At 73.2% G+C, this 16,614-nt stretch carries 13 protein-coding genes; 3 read left to right on the forward strand and 10 right to left on the reverse strand.

Features of this window, described 5'->3' with window-relative positions; genetic code table 11:
- The first annotated feature begins 29 nt into the window (after positions 1 to 29).
- The 3 genes from IEZ08_RS29310 to IEZ08_RS29320 are packed head-to-tail and all read left to right on the forward strand — an operon-like array spanning position 30 to position 3,705.
- The gene (locus tag IEZ08_RS29310) at positions 30 to 971 is read left to right on the forward strand and encodes an ABC transporter permease (protein WP_068925974.1); all 942 of its coding nucleotides are present in this window, start codon (positions 30 to 32) and stop codon (positions 969 to 971) included.
- Positions 941 to 2,791, forward strand: a complete 1,851-nt coding sequence (locus tag IEZ08_RS29315) for a dipeptide/oligopeptide/nickel ABC transporter permease/ATP-binding protein (RefSeq protein WP_203863526.1) — start codon at positions 941 to 943, stop codon at positions 2,789 to 2,791. Before IEZ08_RS29310 ends, IEZ08_RS29315 begins: the two co-directional genes overlap by 31 nt.
- A complete protein-coding gene (locus IEZ08_RS29320) occupies positions 2,791 to 3,705 on the forward strand; it encodes an ABC transporter ATP-binding protein (RefSeq protein WP_203863525.1) in 915 nt (304 codons plus the stop codon). The genes IEZ08_RS29315 and IEZ08_RS29320 overlap by 1 nt, the downstream gene beginning before the upstream one ends.
- Here the strand turns inward: IEZ08_RS29320 and IEZ08_RS29325 are convergent.
- The 10 genes from IEZ08_RS29325 to IEZ08_RS29370 all read right to left on the reverse strand — a co-directional run bounded on the left by IEZ08_RS29325 (position 3,698) and on the right by IEZ08_RS29370 (position 16,305).
- Complete coding sequence (locus IEZ08_RS29325; RefSeq protein ID WP_189243400.1) at positions 3,698 to 4,534, reverse strand: NAD(P)H-binding protein; 837 nt, start codon at positions 4,532 to 4,534, stop codon at positions 3,698 to 3,700. The genes IEZ08_RS29320 and IEZ08_RS29325 overlap by 8 nt on opposite strands.
- Positions 4,531 to 5,433, reverse strand: coding sequence for an NAD(P)H-binding protein (locus IEZ08_RS29330; RefSeq protein ID WP_229803624.1), 903 nt, complete (start codon positions 5,431 to 5,433; stop codon positions 4,531 to 4,533). The genes IEZ08_RS29325 and IEZ08_RS29330 overlap by 4 nt, the downstream gene beginning before the upstream one ends.
- Positions 5,434 to 5,612: 179 nt before the next feature.
- The gene (locus tag IEZ08_RS29335) at positions 5,613 to 7,310 is read right to left on the reverse strand and encodes a family 20 glycosylhydrolase (RefSeq protein WP_068925967.1); all 1,698 of its coding nucleotides are present in this window, start codon (positions 7,308 to 7,310) and stop codon (positions 5,613 to 5,615) included.
- Positions 7,311 to 7,440: 130 nt separating this feature from the next.
- A complete protein-coding gene (locus IEZ08_RS39875; RefSeq protein WP_229803626.1) occupies positions 7,441 to 9,711 on the reverse strand; it encodes a pectinesterase family protein in 2,271 nt (756 codons plus the stop codon).
- A gap of 184 nt (positions 9,712 to 9,895) precedes the next feature.
- Positions 9,896 to 11,386, reverse strand: a complete 1,491-nt coding sequence (locus IEZ08_RS29345) for an aldehyde dehydrogenase (NADP(+)) (RefSeq protein ID WP_068925962.1) — start codon at positions 11,384 to 11,386, stop codon at positions 9,896 to 9,898.
- Positions 11,386 to 12,303: a DUF6807 domain-containing protein gene (locus tag IEZ08_RS29350; protein ID WP_189243401.1), complete on the reverse strand. Its 918-nt coding sequence runs from the start codon at positions 12,301 to 12,303 to the stop codon at positions 11,386 to 11,388. The genes IEZ08_RS29345 and IEZ08_RS29350 overlap by 1 nt, the downstream gene beginning before the upstream one ends.
- Positions 12,296 to 13,447: a Gfo/Idh/MocA family protein gene (locus tag IEZ08_RS29355; RefSeq protein WP_189243402.1), complete on the reverse strand. Its 1,152-nt coding sequence runs from the start codon at positions 13,445 to 13,447 to the stop codon at positions 12,296 to 12,298. Before IEZ08_RS29355 ends, IEZ08_RS29350 begins: the two co-directional genes overlap by 8 nt.
- Positions 13,444 to 14,517, reverse strand: a complete 1,074-nt coding sequence (locus tag IEZ08_RS29360; RefSeq protein ID WP_068925958.1) for a mandelate racemase/muconate lactonizing enzyme family protein — start codon at positions 14,515 to 14,517, stop codon at positions 13,444 to 13,446. The genes IEZ08_RS29355 and IEZ08_RS29360 overlap by 4 nt, the downstream gene beginning before the upstream one ends.
- On the reverse strand, positions 14,514 to 15,389 hold the full coding sequence (locus tag IEZ08_RS29365; RefSeq protein ID WP_068925956.1) for a 5-dehydro-4-deoxyglucarate dehydratase: 876 nt from the start codon (positions 15,387 to 15,389) through the stop codon (positions 14,514 to 14,516). The genes IEZ08_RS29360 and IEZ08_RS29365 overlap by 4 nt, the downstream gene beginning before the upstream one ends.
- 31 nt (positions 15,390 to 15,420) lie before the next feature.
- Positions 15,421 to 16,305, reverse strand: a complete 885-nt coding sequence (locus IEZ08_RS29370) for an NAD-dependent epimerase/dehydratase family protein (protein ID WP_229803628.1) — start codon at positions 16,303 to 16,305, stop codon at positions 15,421 to 15,423.
- Positions 16,306 to 16,614 lie beyond the last annotated feature (309 nt).

Below are 16,614 nucleotides of genomic sequence, written 5' to 3' on the forward strand. Positions count from 1 at the left end.
CGCGGCCCGACAACGGATGCCGAGTTCTCATGCTGAGCTTCATCGCGCGCAGGACCGCGGCGGGGGCGGTGCTCCTGTTCGTGATCTCCCTCCTCTCCTACCTGCTCCTGTCGATCCCCGACGTGGACGTGGGGCGTCAGCTCCTCGGGCAGGGGGCCAGCCAGGATCTCGTCGACGCCAGGAACGCCGCCCTCGGCCTGGACCGCCCCGTCCTCGCGCAGTACCTCGACTGGCTGGCCCACGCCGTCCGGGGTGACTTCGGGACCTCCTGGTTCAGCGGCGAGAACGTGACGCGGGCGATCGCGAACCGGCTGCCCGTCACGCTCAGCCTGATGGTCGGCGTCACCCTCGTCACGGCCGTGCTCTCGTTCCTGCTCGGGGTGTGGGCCGGGGTCCGCCGCGGCGCGATCGACCGGTTCGTGCAGGTCTTCGCCGTCGTGGGCTACGCCCTGCCCGGCTTCCTGGTCACCCTGGTCATCGTCCTGGTCTTCGCGGTTCACCTGCGCTGGTTCCCCGCCATCGGGTACGTCGGCCTCACCGAGTCCTTCACCGGCTGGTTGTCCACCGTGACGCTGCCCGTCGCCGCCCTGTCCATCGGATCCGTCGCCGGCGTCTCGCAGCAGGTCCGGGGATCGGTGATCGACGTCATGCGCCAGGACTACGTGCGCACCCTGCGCGCGCGGGGACTGCCGCCCTGGCGGATCGTCTTCCGGCACGTCCTGCGCAACGCCTCGGCGCCCGCCCTCGCGGTGCTCGGCATGCAGTTCGTCAGCATGCTCGGCGGCGCCGTACTGGTGGAGCAGATCTTCGGGCTCCCCGGCATCGGGAGCATGACCGTCAACTACACCACCCGCGGCGACATCCCCGTGATCATGGCGCTGGTCATGTTCTCCGTGATCGGAGTGATCGTGATCAATCTCATCGTCGACATCCTGATCGGATGGCTGAACCCGAAGGCGAGGATCGCATGAGTGAGCGGACCGGCACCGTCCGGCGGCTGCTCCGGCACCCGCTGGGGCTGGTCTCCGCCGTCGTCCTGGCCGCCATCGTGCTGGCGGTGCTGCTCGCGCCGGTGCTCAGCCCGCAGGATCCGAACGCGTCGAGCCTGCGCGACGCGTTCGGCGGCCCGTCCGCCGGTCACCCGCTCGGCTTCGACTCCGCCGGCCGGGACATCCTGACCCGCCTGCTGTACGGCGGGCGGAACACCCTGGGCGGCGCGGTGATCGCCCTCGCGGTCGCCCTGCTCCTGGGCGTGCCCAGCGGCCTGCTGGCCGGTTACTACGGCGGCTGGTTCGACTCCGCGGCGAACTGGGTCGTCAACCTGGTCATGGCCCTGCCGGCCATGGTCGTGCTCCTGGCCTCGCGCGCCATCCTCGGCTCCACCGTGTGGGTCCTCATGGTGGTGCTCGGGTTCCTCGTGGCGCCGGCCTTCTTCCGGCTGGTGCGCGGCATCGTCGCGAGTGTGCGCAACGAGCTCTACGTCGACGCCGCCAAGGTGTCGGGGCTGCGCGACCCCCGGATCGTGGCCCGGCACGTGCTCCTCGTGGTCCGCGCGCCCATCATCATCCAGGTGGCGCTCGTCTCCGGGATCGCCATCGGCCTCCAGGCGGGCCTGGAGTTCCTCGGCGTCGGCAGCGGCGACACCCCGACGTGGGGCGCGATGCTCAACGAGGCGTTCAAGAACATCCAGCGTGCCCCGTCGCTGATGCTCTGGCCCGGCCTCGCGCTGGGCCTGACCAGCGGCGCGCTGGTCCTGCTCGCCGCCGCCCTGCGCGACGCCCTGGAGGACCGGGGGACGGCGCCCGCGGGCAGGCGGAGCCGCCGCCGGGCCCGTACCGCCGCACCCGCCGCACCCGCCGCACCCGCCGCACCCGCCGCCCCGCGGAGCGCGGACGCCGGGACTCCCCGGACCGGGACCCCGCGGAGCGCGGACGGGACCTCGCCGGAGGCGGGTGAGCGCGCCGAGCTGCTGTCCGTGCGCGACCTGGCCGTCTCCTACGTCCTGCCCGGCGGCGGGACGCGCGAGGTGGTCCACGGCGTGGATCTCGACGTACGGGCCGGAGAGATCGTCGGTCTGGTCGGCGAGTCGGGGTCGGGCAAGACCCAGACCGCCTTCTCGATCCTCGGCATCCTCCCCGAGGGAGGGCGGGTCTGCCGGGGGAGCGTCACGGTCGGGGGCGAGGAGATCGTCGGGATGCCCGAGCGCAGGCACCGCGCGCTGCGGGGGGACGTCGTCGCCTACGTCCCCCAGGAGCCGATGAGCAACCTCGATCCGGCGTTCACCGTCGGCAGCCAGCTCGTGGAGCCCATGCGCCACAAGCTCCGGATCTCCAGGGCGGAGGCCGTACGGCGCGCGCTCGACCTGCTGGACCAGGTGGAGATCGCCGACCCGCGGCGGGTCTTCGGCTCCTACCCCCACGAGATCTCCGGCGGCATGGCGCAGCGCGTCCTGATCGCGGGCGCCATGTCCTGCGACCCCCGGCTCCTCGTCGCGGACGAGCCCACCACGGCGCTCGACGTCGTGGTCCAGGCGGAGGTGCTCGGCCTGCTGCGCCGGCTGCAGAAGGAGCGCGGCCTCGGGGTCCTGCTCGTCACCCACAACCTCGGCGTGGTCGCGGACCTGTGCGACCGCGTGGCGGTGATGCGGGAGGGCCGGATCGTCGAGACCGGGACGGCGGAGCAGGTCCTGCACGCCCCCCGGCACCCCTACACCCAGAAGCTGCTCGGCGCCGTGCTGGACGGCGTCCCGGCCCGCGGGCCCTGGCAGCCGTCGAACGCGGAGGTCGTGTGATGCCGGGCAGCATGTCCGCCGACAGGACTGCCGGCACGCCTGCGGGCATGTCCGCCGGTGCCCTGCTGACGGTCGAGGACCTGCGGGTCTCCTTCCCCGGCAAGGGCTGGCGCGCCCCGCGGGTCGAGGTCCTGAAGGGGGTGTCGCTGGACGTCCGGCCCGGCGAGACCCTGGGCCTGGTCGGGGAGTCGGGCTCGGGCAAGACCACGATCGGCCGGGCGATCCTGGGACTCGTCCCGGTCCACTCCGGGGCGATCACGTTCGCCGGGGAGCGCATCGACCGCGCCACCGGCCGGCGCCGGCGCGAGCTGAGCCGCGACATCCAGGTCGTCTTCCAGGACCCGTACACCTCGCTGAACCCGTCGCTGACCATCGGGGACACGCTGTCGGAGCCGCTGCTCGGGCAGGGGTACGGCGCCCGCGAGGCCCGCGCCCGCGTCGCCCGGCTCCTGGAGCGGGTGGAACTGCCCGCCGACGCCGCCCACCGGCTCCCCAGGGAGTTCTCCGGCGGGCAGCGCCAGCGCGTGGCCATCGCCCGCGCCCTGGCGATCGACCCGAGGCTGATCGTGTGCGACGAACCGGTCTCGGCCCTCGACCTGACCACCCAGAAGACGGTCCTCGACCTGCTCCTGGAGATCCAGGAGCAGACGGGGGTCTCCTACCTGTTCGTCTCCCACGACCTGTCGGTGATCCGGTTCATGAGCCACCGGGTGGCGGTCATCCGGCACGGCGAGATCGTGGAGCTGGGCGAGGCGGCCGAGGTGACGGCCGGGCCGCGGCACCCCTACACCCGGGCGCTCCTGCTGTCCGCCCCGGTGGCGGACGTGAACGGGCAGCGGGAGCGCCGCGAGGCGTTCGAACGGGAGTTCCGCGCCCGGGAGGCGGGGACGGGGATGGGGGAGACGGTCAGCTGAACGCCGCGGCGTTCTCCGCCGCCCATTCGGAGAACGTCCGGGCCGGGCGGCCCGTGAGGCGGGGGACGACGCAGGCCCACTCCTCGTCGACCGGGGCGGGGTCGCGGGCCGACGCCGCCCACATCCCGAACAGCCAGTCCACCACCTCGGCCGGGTACCCGTCCCGGATCCACTGCTCCCGGGCCGCCACCGGATCCTGCTCCTCGAAGCGCACCCGTTCTCCGATCGCCCGGCCGATGGCCTCGACCTGCTCGACGACGGTGAGCGCCTCCGGCCCGGCGAACGTGTAGGTGCGGCCCTCATGGCCGTCGCCGAGGAGCGCCGCGGCGGCGACGGCGGCGACGTCGGCCTCGTGCGTGGGCTGGGTCACCGCCCCGCCGTGGGGGCGGCGCACGGTCCGTTCGGCGCGGATCGACGGCGCCCAGTCCAGCCAGTTGGCGGCGAACTCCCCCGGCCGGACATGGGTCCAGTCCAGGCCGGACGCCTCCACGGCCCGTTCGACCACGCGGTAGCCGTCCTCGAACGTCTCGTCGTCGGCTCCGGCGCCCGACAGGTCGACGATCCTCCGCACCCCGGACTCGGCGGCCAGCGCGACCACCTCGGCGGCCGTCCGCGCCACGGGGAACAGGTAGAGCCGCTCCACGCCCGCCAGCGCCGCCCGCAGCGACTCCGGGTGCTCCAGGTCCCCCTCGTACACCTCGACCTCGCCGGGCAGGCGGGCGGCGGCCGGTCGGCGGGTCAGGGCGCGCACCCGCCGGCCGGCCCGCAGCAGCTCCCCGACGACGCCTCTGCCCACGACGCCGGTCGCCCCGGTCACCAGGATGGTCACGCCGCCTCCCCGAGGAAGTCGGCCGCGTGGTCGCGGGCCCAGCGGGCGAACGTGCGCGGCGGCCGCCCGGTGATCTCCTCGTAGGTGCCGGTCGGCGGCAGCATGCCCGGGCCGTCGACGGCGTCGGCCAGGAGTTCGATCAACCAGTCGGCGACTTGCGGGGGGCAGCCGTCGGCGAGCCACTGGGCGCGGGCCTGCCACGGGGTCAGCTCCTCGAAGCGCACCGGCGCGCCGATGGCGGCGCCGATCGCCGTCACCTGCTCGGCCTGGGTGACTCTGGCCGGACCGGTGATCGTGTACGCCGCGCCGAGATGATCGTCGGTCAGCAGCGCGGCCACCGCTATCTCGGCCACGTCCGCCTCGTGCACCAGGGGGTAGCCGGAGTCGCCGTAGGGCTCGCGCACCGTCCGCTCGGCGCGGATCCGGTCCGCCCAGCCGAGGGCGTTGACGGCGAGCAGACCCGGGCGCACGTGGGTCCACTCCCTGCCGGTGGCCTCCGCCATCAGCTCCAGCCCGCGATGCGCCTGCCGCTCCTCCTCAAGGTGGCGGCCCAGCGGGCTCGGATCGTCGGACGGCGCGAACCCGGCGGCCGCGGCCGAGTGCACCACGAACCTGCGCACGCCCGCGGCGGCGGCCTCTTCGACGAATCCGAGCGCGGCGGACTCCGGAACGTAGTACGCGTACGGGAACAGGTAGACCCGGTCTGCGCCGGCCAGCACGTCCGGCCAGGTGTCCGGCCGCGTGAAGTCTCCGGCTACGAGTTCCACTCCTTCGGGGAGGCGGGGGCGTGCCGTCCGGAGGTCGCGGACCATCGCGCGTACCCGCTGGCCGGCGCCCACCAGCCCGTCCACCACGCGGCGGCCGATGTTGCCGGTGGCGCCCGTCACTAGAATCGTCACGTTGCTCCTCTGCTTGCCTGATGGGGCGATGGGTCGCCGTCGCGTCCGTTGCCGTGGTTGCGCGGCGGCGACCCGGGAACGCGACGAGGCTAGGCGGTCGCGGAGAAGCTCGCACATGGATCGTTCCAAGGGCGGGCCCGGCGGCCTCGCGGATCGCCGGGCTCCGGGCTCCGGGCTCCCTACTCCGGTACGGCGTCCGCCGCGACGGCGCCGAACACCTCCGCCGAGCGGTAGTAGCCTCCCCAGCCGAGGCGCTCCCACCAGCCCGCGTGGGCGGCCACCCGGTCGCGGTAGCCGGCCCAGCCGGTGGGCCGCGGCGTCCACCCCTTCTCGGCGATCCCCGGCAGCCGGGGGAGCAACAGGAACGCCAGGTCGTCGAAGCCGGTGACGGTCTCGCACCAGATCGCCGCCTCCACCCCGGCGAGCCGGGCGTCCTGGGGGATCTCGGCGAGCGTCTCCGGTTGCCAGCCGAACAGCTCGCGGCTGGTGCGCGGCTCGTACGACGGGAAGCCGACCCGCTCGCGCCGGGCCGTCTGGTCCGGCAGCAGCGAGTCCTCGGCGTAGCGGCGGTCGAGGTAGAGCACGCTGCTGGGCGAGGCGAGCACGGAGGCGCCGGCGGCGACGGCTGCCGGCGCGTCCTGCGGGGCCTGCTCGAACGAGCGCGCCACGGTGTCGATGAGCGGGTGGTACTCGGCCGGGGCGGCTTTCCTGGCGGCCTCGGCGTCGAAGGCGTCCCCGTCGCCGATCCAGCACTGTACGAGGTCGGCGGGGGTGAGCGCGCCGGAACGGGCGGCCTCCTGCCAGGTGACCACGCGCTTGCCGGCGGTCCTGGCCAGGTGCAGCGCCCGCGCCGTGAAGGCGGCGTACAGTTCGTGCGGCATGCCGAAGGCCTCGTCGCCGCCGATGTGCAGGAACGGCCCCGGAGTGAGGGCGGCCAGTTCACTCACAACGTCCGCCACGAAGCCGTCCGTCGCCTCGGCCCGGGGGTCGAGGAAGGGCAGCAGCGGGTGCGGGGGCTCGTCCGGGCCGCCCAGCTCCGGATGGGCGCGTACGGCGGCCAGCGCGTGGCCGGGCATGTCGATCTCGGGGACGACGGTGACGAAGCGCTCCGCCGCGTACGCGACGATCTCGCGGTAGTCGTCGCGGGTGTAGAACTGCGGGCCGTCGCCGTTGCGGGAGCCCTCGTCTGCGGGCCAGTTCGCGGGATCGGTGAGGCCCGGCCGGCCGGTGATCTCCAGGCGCCAGGCCTGGCTGTCGGTGAGGTGCAGGTGCAGGACGTTGAACTTGTACAGCGCGAGCAGGTCGACGACCTTCTTGACCTGCTCCACCGGGAAGAACCGCCGTACCACGTCGAGCGAGAGGCCCCGCCAGCGCAGGGCGGGACCGTCGAGGACGCGGACGGCGGGAGCCGCGAGGCCGTCCCCGGCGCCCCTGCGGGTGAGCAGCTGGGCGAAGGTGGTGGAGCCGCGGAACAGGCCCTCCGCCGAGGAGGCCGTCACCGTGGCCCCGCCGGAGGTCACCACCAGCTCGTAGCATTCGCGGGACCCGGCGGCTCCGGCGGCTCCACCGGGTCCGGTGGGCTGGCACTCCCGGGCCAGCGGGTCGAGCCCCCGCGCCGGGGCGAGTCCCGCGGCGCCCGGTACCTCGGGGACGAGGACGAGGAGGAGGTCGGCGCGGAGGCAGGCCCCGCCGCCGGCCCGGACCTCGGAATCGGCCCCGTGCATCACGCGGAGGAGCCCGGCGACGGTGTGGCCGAGACCGAGCAGGTCGTCGGAGGAGACCCCGACGCGCACCCGCGCGCCCAGCCGGAGTCCGTCGCCTCCCTCAGGAGTGAGGGACTGCGGAAGGGGGACGACCGGGGCGGACGGCTCGGACATGGCACTCCAGGGACGGCGGGGTGCCCGCCGGGCGCGGGCATCCCATTTTTTCTACCACATGGTAAGTATTTTCCGCCTCAACGGATTCCCCCTCCTTGCCGGAGCCCCGGCCTCACCGGGGCCCCGGCACTCAGTGGAGGCGTCCGGCCCCCGCGCCCGCGGGGACGAGACCGCGCAGCGCGTGGGCGGGGTGGACCTTGGTGACCAGCGTGGGCGTCCAGCCCGCGTCGGAGCCGAGGTCGGGGTCGTTGACGGCGTTGTAGGCGGCGACCAGGTCGACCGGCCCGCCGTCGACCAGGTTGTCCCTGGCGGTGATCGCGGTTCCCTTCAGGACCGAGAGCACCTTCCCGGCGGGGATGCCGTCGAAGGCGTTGGCCTGCGCGTAGACCTGGGAGCCGAAGCCCACGCCGATGCTGTACTGATAGATGTCACTGCCCGTGTAGTAGTTGTTGTAGATGTGCACCTGGCCGAAGCGCACCCGCGGGGTCCGCTGGCCCAGGCCCTCGAAGTAGTTGTGGTGCAGCGTCACCTTGAGCTTGTCGGCCTCGGCGTACCGGGTCGGGTTGTCGGTGTTGCCGATCAGCGACACCTTGTCGTGGTTGCTCAGGTGGTTCCACGACAGGGTCACGTAGTCGGCGCCGCGCACCACGTCGAGCAGGCCGTCGTGGACCTGGTACGGCCGGCCGAAGTGGAGCGGCTGGTTCGAGTCCGGGTTGTCGCCGTCGCTGAGGGTGTTGTGGTCCAGCCACACGTGCGTGGAGCCGGAGATCTCGACGTTGTCGAAGGAGGCGTTCCAGTTGCCCTCCTCGCCGTCCGTCGGGTCCCACTGCGGGAAGCAGTCGGAGGTGTCGGTGATGGTGAGGTTGCGGACGATGACGTTGTCGACGTTGGTGATCCGGATGCCGAAGCTCTTCAGCGCGGCGTCGCGCCCCAGGCCGACCAGGGTGACGTTGGAGCCGAGACTGATGGTGACGTGCTTGGCCATCTTGTCGTAGGAGGCCTTGCGGGCGTCCTCCAGCGGGCCCGAGGGCACCTTGTCCCGGCCCCAGACCGCCGGGTCGTAGGCGGCCAGGTACGCCTGGAGGCTGTAGCCGTTCACCGCGTAGCTCTCGCAGGTGAGGGGGTTGCCCGCGTCGTCGGTGTCGGCGTCGATGGCTCCCTTCACGTAGATGATCTTCGGGGTGTTGTCGGCGGGGTCGCCGATCGCGGCGAGCAGCTGCGCCCGGGTGGAGACGGTGTGGACGTTCTCGGGGCGGGCGGCCGAGCCGCCGGTGGTGCCGGTGCCCTCGGCGGCCCAGCCGTCGTTCCTGGGCAGCACCTGGCGGCCGAGCTGCCGGTCGGAGCCGGAGGGGAAGCTGCGGAAGGGGTCCCAGCCGTCATCGCCCCGCAGGTAGTCCTCCGGGTCGAACTGCTCGGCCTGCTCCCTGGTCAGCTGCGGCCGGTCGTTGTTCACGGCCGCGCCGGGACCGCGGTTGAGGTACTCGGAGAGCCGGGCCTCCCGCCAGTTCAGGCCGGACATGTCGGTCCAGGGGGCGTCCTTGAACTGCTGGCCGAGCCAGGACTCGCGGATCAGGACCTGGCCGCGGGCGGTGGCCGAGCCGCCGGCCGGCCACGGGCGGCCGAGGTGGACGGTCTTGGCGGGGGCGTCGCTGACCAGGTGACTGCGGTAGATCATGAACCCGTACGGGTTGGTGATCTCGGTGCTGGCCGCGGTGACGTAGCCGTTGGTGCCGTCGGTGCTGCCGCGGTCGAGGGACTTGATCACGCAGTTGTGGAACAGCGCGGTGGCCCGGCCGAAGATGAAGTCGACGTCGCCCTCGACGTAGCAGTTGCGGAAGTACTGCCGGGCCACGGTGGTGGCGGAGGCGGTGTTGGCGTAGAGGGTGTCCTGGTTGCCGATGAACCGGACGTTGTCGTAGACCTGCCGGTCACCGGTGGTCCGCACGGCCACGGCCTGGCTGTTGCCGCCCGCGGCCTCGTCGTAGGAGTTCTCGAAGGTGAGGTTGCGGGCGGTGAAGTCGGGCGCGCTGATCACGTAGGAGGCGCTGCCCGAGGTGCCGTAGGTGCCCGAACCGTCCGGCTTCGGGGTCTTGGCGGCGGCGTCGAAGGTGAGCACCACCGTGCGCGGGTCGTCGGTGTCGCCGACCAGCGAGATGTACGGCTTGTCCGCCGGGATGACCACCTGCTGCCTGTAGGTGCCCGGACGGACCAGGATGGTGACCGGCTTGCTGTTGCCGGCGGGGACGGCGTTGATCGCGTCCTGCACGGTCGTGTGGTTCCCGGAGCCGTCGGCGGCGACCACGATGGTGGCGGGGGCGGCTGACCCGGTGGCGGAGACGGCCGGTGCGGCCGTCGCGATGATCGTGAGGGCGATCACCGGAGGAAGCGTCAGAAGTCGCATGTGCAACCTTGGGGGATGCGGCAATCGGTTGCATGAAACGTTGGCGTAATCGCTTATTAACGTCAATAGGTCCTAGAAAATCCCAGATAACGACTACAAACGATTGCAGAAATCATCTGAATCGGGGCATGCCGACGGCCCCGGCGGCGGGAAGCCCGCCGGGGCCGCGTGCTCCGCACGGAGGTCAGGGCAGGGTGAGCACTCCGTTCAGGCGGCGGGGGAGCCGCCAGGGGTTGTCGTCGCGCAGCGCCTCGGGCAGCAGGTGCGCCGGGCAGTTCTGGTAGACCACCGACCGGAGGAACCGGAAGATCGCCGCGGCGCCGACCGAGGTGGTCGACGGCTCGGTGGTCGCCGGATACGGCCCGCCGTGCTGCTGCGCCCAGCCGACCGCCACCCCGGTCGGGTAGGCGTCGAAGACCAGACGGCCCGCCCGGTCCCGCATCACCGCCACGAGCCGGGAGGCCAGCTTCTCCTCCTCGGGCTCGCTGTGCAGGGTCGCGGTCAGGTTGCCGGGGGTGGTGGCCAGGATCTCGGCCAGCTCGTCCTCGCTGTCGTAGGCGAGCACCACGGTCATCGGCCCGAAGCACTCCTCCAGCAGCAGCTCGGTGGTCTCCAGGACGGAGACGTGCCCGGTCAGCAGCCGCGCCGTCACCTGCCGCTCGCCGCCGACCTGCCCGGAGGCCGCCACGCGCAGGCCCGGGAGGGCCTCCCGCTCGCTCGCGCCGCTCTCGAAGCTCTCCCTGATGCCGTCGCCGAGCAGCACCTGCGGGCCCAGCTCGGTGTAGTGCCCCGCCATCGCCTCGACCAGCCCGCTGTCCGCCGGGGCCAGGACCAGTCCGGGCTTGACGCAGAACTGCCCGGCGCCCAGGGTCGCCGAGGCCACGAGCCCGGCCGCGATCTCCTCGGTACGGCGGGCCGCCGCGCCGGGCGTGATGACGAGCGGGTTGAGGCTGCCCAGCTCGCCGTAGAACGGGATCGGCTCGGGACGGGCCTTGGCGATGTCGTACAGGAAGCGCCCGCCGGGGATCGACCCGGTGAACCCGACGGCTTTGACCAGCGGATTCTTGACCAGCGCGACCCCGGCCTCGCGGCCGTGGACCAGCTGGACGACCTCGGCGGGGAAGCCCGCCGCGCGGGCGCCGTCCTGCAGGGCGGCCAAGGTCAGCTCGGAGGTCTCCGGGTGCAGGGAGTGCGCCTTGACGATGACCGGGCAGCCCGCGGCCAGCGCGCTGGCGGTGTCGCCGCCGCCGACGCTGAAGGCGAAGGGGAAGTTGCTGGCGGAGAAGACGCCGACCACGCCGACCGGGATGTTCATCCGGCGCAGGTCCGGCTTGACCCCGTCGGCGCTGTCGAGCCGGACGTCGAGGAAGGACCCCTCGCGCAGCACCTCGGCGAACAGGCGCAGCTGACCGCTGGTCCGGGCGACCTCGCCGGTCAGCCGGGGCAGGCCGAGCGCGGTCTCGGCGTCGGCGGCGGCGGCCAGGGCGTCCACGCGCTCGTCCAGCGCGTCGGCCATGGCCGAAAGCATCGCGGCCCGCCCCTGCGGGCCGGCCTCGTCCAGCCGGGGCAGCAGCTCGTGGGCGCGGCGGCAGACCGCGCCGAGCTCCTCCACGCTGGTGGAGGCGAACTCTCGGCGACGCTCGCCTGAGCGGGCGTCGAGGCTCCACACGGACATCACAGGTCTCCAATCATGAGATCGGCTTCGGAGGGCCGGACGGCGGGAGGGAGCGGGTCGCCCAGTTCCGCGGCCAGCTTCGCGGCGGCGGCCCGGTCGAGCCGCCCGTCCGCCACGACCGTGACCACCCGCCGCCGCAGCGTGTCCGCCACGGCCAGCGGCCGGTCCCAGGCCAGCGCGGGGCCGACGCCGGGGTACTCGGCCACCCGCACGAACCACGGGTCCACCGGGCCCGCCTGGACGAACACCAGGCTCCAGGCGTCCGACACCAGCGCCAGCCAGGGGGTGACGCTGCCGTGCACGTCCGTCTCGCCCTCAGCCTCGGCGGTGAACACGGCGAGGCCCGCGGCGTCCCTGGGAGCGCGCCAGAAGAATCCGCCGTACCCGGCGCCCGGCCGGCCCTTGCAGGCCGAGCTCTTGATCTCCAGCGGCTCGGTCACGGTGAGCGCGAAGGAGAAGTCCAGCGCCCACACGTCCGCCGGCACCGTCCCGATCACGGGGCGGGCCAGGACGGTCCGCTCCTCGATGGCGACGGTCGCGCCGTCCGGGCCGATCCAGGTCAGCGCCTCCCGGAACCCGCCGTCGAGCTCCGCGAAGGCGTCGTGCCGCTGGTGGCCGTGGTCGTCCAGCCAGGTCGCGCCCCGATCGCGGACGAAGGTCCGGCCGCCCCAGAAGTTCACCGCGCCGACGTCCGCGATGGCCAGGCTGACGCCCAGGTGGTGGACGTGGTCGTCGGGCCGGAACTCGGTCACCGCCGTGCCCGCGAGCGTGCGCACCGGGTGCAGGTACGGCCGCGGCGAGTCGGTCGCCGGCAGGTCGGGCTCCCACACGTAGGAGGCGACCGGCGTGCCCGCGACCCGGAGCTCGCGCGCGGCCGTCCCGCCCTCGCGAGGTTCCCGGACGGTCGTCTCATCCACGTGCCGCTCCCCGGGTGGTCGTCTGGCGGGACCGCGGTGCGGTCGCCCACGCCGCGCCCAGCTCCGAGAACAGGGCCAGCCGCTCGGCGCTGAGGTCGGTCAGCTCCCGGATCCCGGGCAGCTCGCGCCGGTCGGGGTGGATCCTCTGGTGTTCGTCGGAGATCGGCAGCGGGTCGGGCGCCAGCCGTACCGCCTCCATGAACTCCATGAACGCGCCGGTGCGGGCCGCCGGGACCAGCAGTTCCGCGCCGGTCCTGACGTGGGCGACGAGGTTCTCCAGCAGGTTCGCCCGGGGGTGGACGGTCCCGTCGAGGTCGTCGGTGGTGTAGGTGAGCCGGGCCGTGCCCGCCGAGCCGTGCACGATCAGGTACGGCTCGCTCCGCCCGGTCGCGCACAGCGTCACCGCAACCGTGATCACCTGGCCGTTCGCCAGGTGGATCCGGGCCGCGGCGGTGTCGTCCGCCTCGATCGGGTTGGCGTGGAACAGCTCCAGCTCGACCGAGGCGACCGAGCCGAGCTCCTCGGCCCCGGCGACCGCCAGCGCGGTGGCCGTCGCGTGCGCGAACGGGTTGGTGAGCGCGCCGTCCACCACGTCCTGCCCGTTCAGCCGCCGCCGGCCGGACCAGGCCGAGCGGGTGAAGTACTCGGCGGGCCGCTCCCACGCGCCCGCCACCCCGATGCCGCGGATCTCACCGAGCTCGCCGGAGGCGATCAGCTTGCGCAGCGCGGGGACCGCCGCCGAACCGAGGCTCTGGAAGCCGATCTGGCAGGCCAGCCCGGTCTCCCCGACCGCGGAGGTGATCCGCTCGAAGGCGGCCAGCGACGCCGCGGGCGGCTTCTCCAGCAGCAGGTGGGAGCCCGCGCGCAGCGCGGTCACGGCGAGGTCGGCGTGGGTGTTGATGGGCGTGCACAGGATCGTGATCTCCGCGCCGGTGCGCCCGATCAGCCCGGCGAGGTCGTCGGGACGGGCCTGCTCGGGCGCGCCCAGGCCGTGCAGCCGGTCCGCGTCCACCTCGCGCAGGTCGCAGACCCCGGCCAGCTCGACCAGTCCCCGCGCGGACAGGCCGCGCAGGTTCTCCAGGTGCGAACGGCCGTGGCCGTACGCGCCCGCGAGCACGACCCTGACCGGCCTGTCGTCCGTCATGCCCACGTCAGCCCCAGTCCCGGGTTCCCGGCCGAGCGCAGCTCGGCGCCGTCGATCTCCAGAGGGGACGGCCCGGCCAGCAACCCCAGGTCGGCGAGGGAGGCGTCCTCGACCAACTCCACCATGACCGGGTGGTGCAGCGTAAGGGCCAGCTGCCCCGACAGCTCGGTCAGCAGGTGCGGGTAGACCGGGACGTCGAAGGCGCGGGCCAGGATGGCGACGCGCAGGAACGGGGTGATCCCGCCGACCCGGACCACGTTGGGCTGGACCACGTCGCAGGCGCCCGCGACGAGCAGGTCGCGGAAGCCGTGGAGGGTGTAGACGTTCTCGCCCACCGCGACCGGCACGCCGATGCTCCTGCGGAGCTCCACGTGGGCCGCGATGTCGTCGGCGGGCAGCGGCTCCTCGATCCAGTGCGGGTCGTACGGCTCCAGCGCGGCGATCGCGCGGCGGGCCCGGTGCAGGTCCCAGCGCTGGTTGGCGTCGATCATCAGGAGTGTGCCGGGGCCGACGACCTCGCGGACCGCGGCGACCCGCTCGACGTCCTCGGCCAGGTCGGGCCGGCCCACCTTGATCTTGACGGCCGGGTAGCCCGCGGCCTTCCAGCGGCCGGCCTGCTCGACCAGCTCCGCCAGGGAGTAGTGCAGGTTGACGCCGCTGCCGTACACCGGGACGCTCTCCCGGCGCGGCCCGAGCACCTCCACCAGGGAGGAATCCCCGCAGCGCAGGTCCCACAGGGCCAGGTCCACCCCGGCCATCGCGACCGTGGCCAGCCCGCCGCGCCCGGCCTCGCTCAGGTGCACGGCGAGCCGGTCCCACACCACCTCCGGGTGGGCGGGCAGGCCGATCAGCGCCTCGCGGATGTCGTCGTCCAGCAGGGCCCGCACGGCCTTGGCCCCGATCTGCGGCGTCCATGAGAAGCCGGTCCCGGTCCGCCCGTCGGCCAGCGTGACCTCGCACACGATCACGTGGTTGTACGGCACGTCGGCGCCCCACGGCCGGCGCAGGGGCGCCGACCGCAGGGTGGTCCGCAGGTCCTTGATCACGCCGGTCGCGGTCTCCCCGGTCATGCGCCCACCAGGGCGAGGCCGTTCTTGAGGATGGTGTCCAGCTCGGCCAGGTGCTCGGGGGTGAGGTCGGTCAGCGGCGCCCGGACCGGGCCGACGTCCAGGCCGCGCAACCGCAGGCCCGCCTTGACCAGGGCGACCGCGTAACCCGGCGCCTTGCTGCGCAGCTCGACCAGGGGCGCGTAGAACTCCGTGATCAGCCGGTCGTCGCCGTCGAAGTAGGCGGTGGCGATCTCGGGGGCGAAGGCGAACACGGCCGAGGAGTACAGCTCCACGCCGAGGCCGCGGTAGGCGGGCATGGTCAGCTCGGCGGTCGGCAGGCCGTTGAAGAAGGTGAAGTCCGGGCCGATCTCCCGGCGGACCGCCAGCACGATGCGCTGCATCCGGTCGATGTCGCCCAGGCCGTCCTTCAGGCCGATCACGCCGGGGACGCGGGCCAGCTCCACCACCGTGGCCGGGTCGAGCACCACGGAGCCGCGCTGGTAGATGATCACGGGGAGCTCGGCGGCGATCGCGCGCACGTACTCGGCGAACCCGGCCGAGGTGCCCTGGGTCAGGTAGGGCGGCATGAGCAGCAGTCCGTCGGCGCCCGCCTCGCGGGCCGTACGGGCCTGCTCCAGGGCGGCGCCGAGCGGGCCGCCGGCGCCGGCCAGCACCGGCACCGCGCCCTGGACGGTCTCGACCGCCACCTGGACGGCGCGGGCGTGCTCGGCCTGGGAGAGCGCGGAGAACTCCCCGGTGCCGCAGGCGACGAAGACGCCGCCGGTGCCGTGCGCGACGCCCCGGCGGATGTGCTCGGCCAGCGCGTCCTCGGCCAGCGCGCCCGAGGCGTCGAAGGGGGTCACGGGGAAGAACAGGACTCCGCTGAGATTCATGGTCGGTGCTCCAGGAGGAAGGCTCGGGGGGTCAGGAGAGTTCGGTGCGCCAGCTGCGCTTGGCCTGCCAGCCGAGCAGCTTGCCGGCCTTGGCGGAGGAGAACGCGGGAGCGGTGCCGGTGAGGGTGTCGGCGAAGCCCCCGGTGGCGGGGATGACCTGCGGCAGCAGCTCCGAGAGCGGCTCGCGGGCCAGGGCGTCGGCGGCCCCGGCGAAGAAGATCTCGCCGTTGGGCAGCCCGGGCATCCGGTCGAGCAGCGTGAGGAGCATGTCGGCCGCGTCGCGGGCGTCGATGTAGTTGAACAGCGAGACCCCGGCGATCTCGGGCCGGTCCAGCCGCTCGGTCACGGTGTGCCCCGACTGGGTCGGCGCGCCCTCCCACTCCTCGGGCGCGATCACGAAGCAGGGCCGTACCGCGGCCAGCTTCGTGGCGGTGGCGGCGCGGGCGAACGACCGCATCGTCTCCTCGGCGACGACCTTGGACAGGTTGTAGGCGTTCCACGGCAGGACCGGGTGGTCCTCGTCGAGGGGCAGGTAGGAGGGGGTCCAGCCGCCCGGCGCGCCGTACCCCATGACGGTCGGGCTGCTGGCCAGGACCACCTTGCCCACGCCCAGCGCCACCGCCGCGTCGCACACGTTGAAGGCCAGCTGCGTGTTGGTGCGGAAGGTCACCGCGTCGCTGTGGCTGAACGGGGTGGCGATGGCGGCCAGGTGCACGATGGCGTCCGGCCGGAAGCGCGCGATCACCTCGTACGCCTCACCGAGGTCGGTCAGGTCGGCGGGGAGGGTGGCGGCGGCGTCGGCGGGGGTGCCCGGGGCCCGGTCCACGCCGATGACCTCGTGCCCCGCCGCGGCGAACGCGGACACGACGCTGCGCCCGAGGCGCCCGGCGCTCCCGGTGACAAGAGTTCTGCTCACGGGTGTCTTTCCCTTCTGGCAGTCGTGGGCGAGCCCGAGGACTGCAACCAGTTGCATCAAACAGTGTCGGTATCCGGAGGAAACGTCAAGGGCTCGATTCTGATCATCTAGATGAGCTGGGTATTTGCCATCCAGGCTGTGCTGAGTGAGAAGCAACCGATCGCAGGATAGAGGGGTCCGGTGTTGTTAGAGTCTGGTAGGGGCCGACCACGTGCGTTACGGTGCCGCGGAGCACACAGGAGGCGTCCATGGCGGTGACGATCAGGGATGTGGCGCGGGCGTCGGGGGTGCATGTCTCGACGGTGTCGC

This window comes from Planobispora rosea, assembly GCF_014648175.1.
In the GTDB taxonomy this organism is placed as follows: domain Bacteria; phylum Actinomycetota; class Actinomycetes; order Streptosporangiales; family Streptosporangiaceae; genus Planobispora; species Planobispora rosea.

Excerpts from the sequence above, each read along its gene's own strand:
- IEZ08_RS29320 (WP_203863525.1), top strand. The coding sequence starts at position 2,791 with ATGCCGGGCAGCATGTCCGCCGACAGGACTGCCGGCACGCCTGCGGGC.
- IEZ08_RS29335 (WP_068925967.1), bottom strand. The coding sequence starts at position 7,310 with ATGTCCGAGCCGTCCGCCCCGGTCGTCCCCCTTCCGCAGTCCCTCACT.
- IEZ08_RS39875 (WP_229803626.1), bottom strand. The coding sequence starts at position 9,711 with ATGCGACTTCTGACGCTTCCTCCGGTGATCGCCCTCACGATCATCGCG.
- IEZ08_RS29315 (WP_203863526.1), top strand. The coding sequence starts at position 941 with ATGGCTGAACCCGAAGGCGAGGATCGCATGAGTGAGCGGACCGGCACC.
- IEZ08_RS29345 (WP_068925962.1), bottom strand. The coding sequence starts at position 11,386 with ATGTCCGTGTGGAGCCTCGACGCCCGCTCAGGCGAGCGTCGCCGAGAG.
- IEZ08_RS29310 (WP_068925974.1), top strand. The coding sequence starts at position 30 with ATGCTGAGCTTCATCGCGCGCAGGACCGCGGCGGGGGCGGTGCTCCTG.
- IEZ08_RS29360 (WP_068925958.1), bottom strand. The coding sequence starts at position 14,517 with ATGACCGGGGAGACCGCGACCGGCGTGATCAAGGACCTGCGGACCACC.
- IEZ08_RS29355 (WP_189243402.1), bottom strand. The coding sequence starts at position 13,447 with ATGACGGACGACAGGCCGGTCAGGGTCGTGCTCGCGGGCGCGTACGGC.
- IEZ08_RS29365 (WP_068925956.1), bottom strand. The coding sequence starts at position 15,389 with ATGAATCTCAGCGGAGTCCTGTTCTTCCCCGTGACCCCCTTCGACGCC.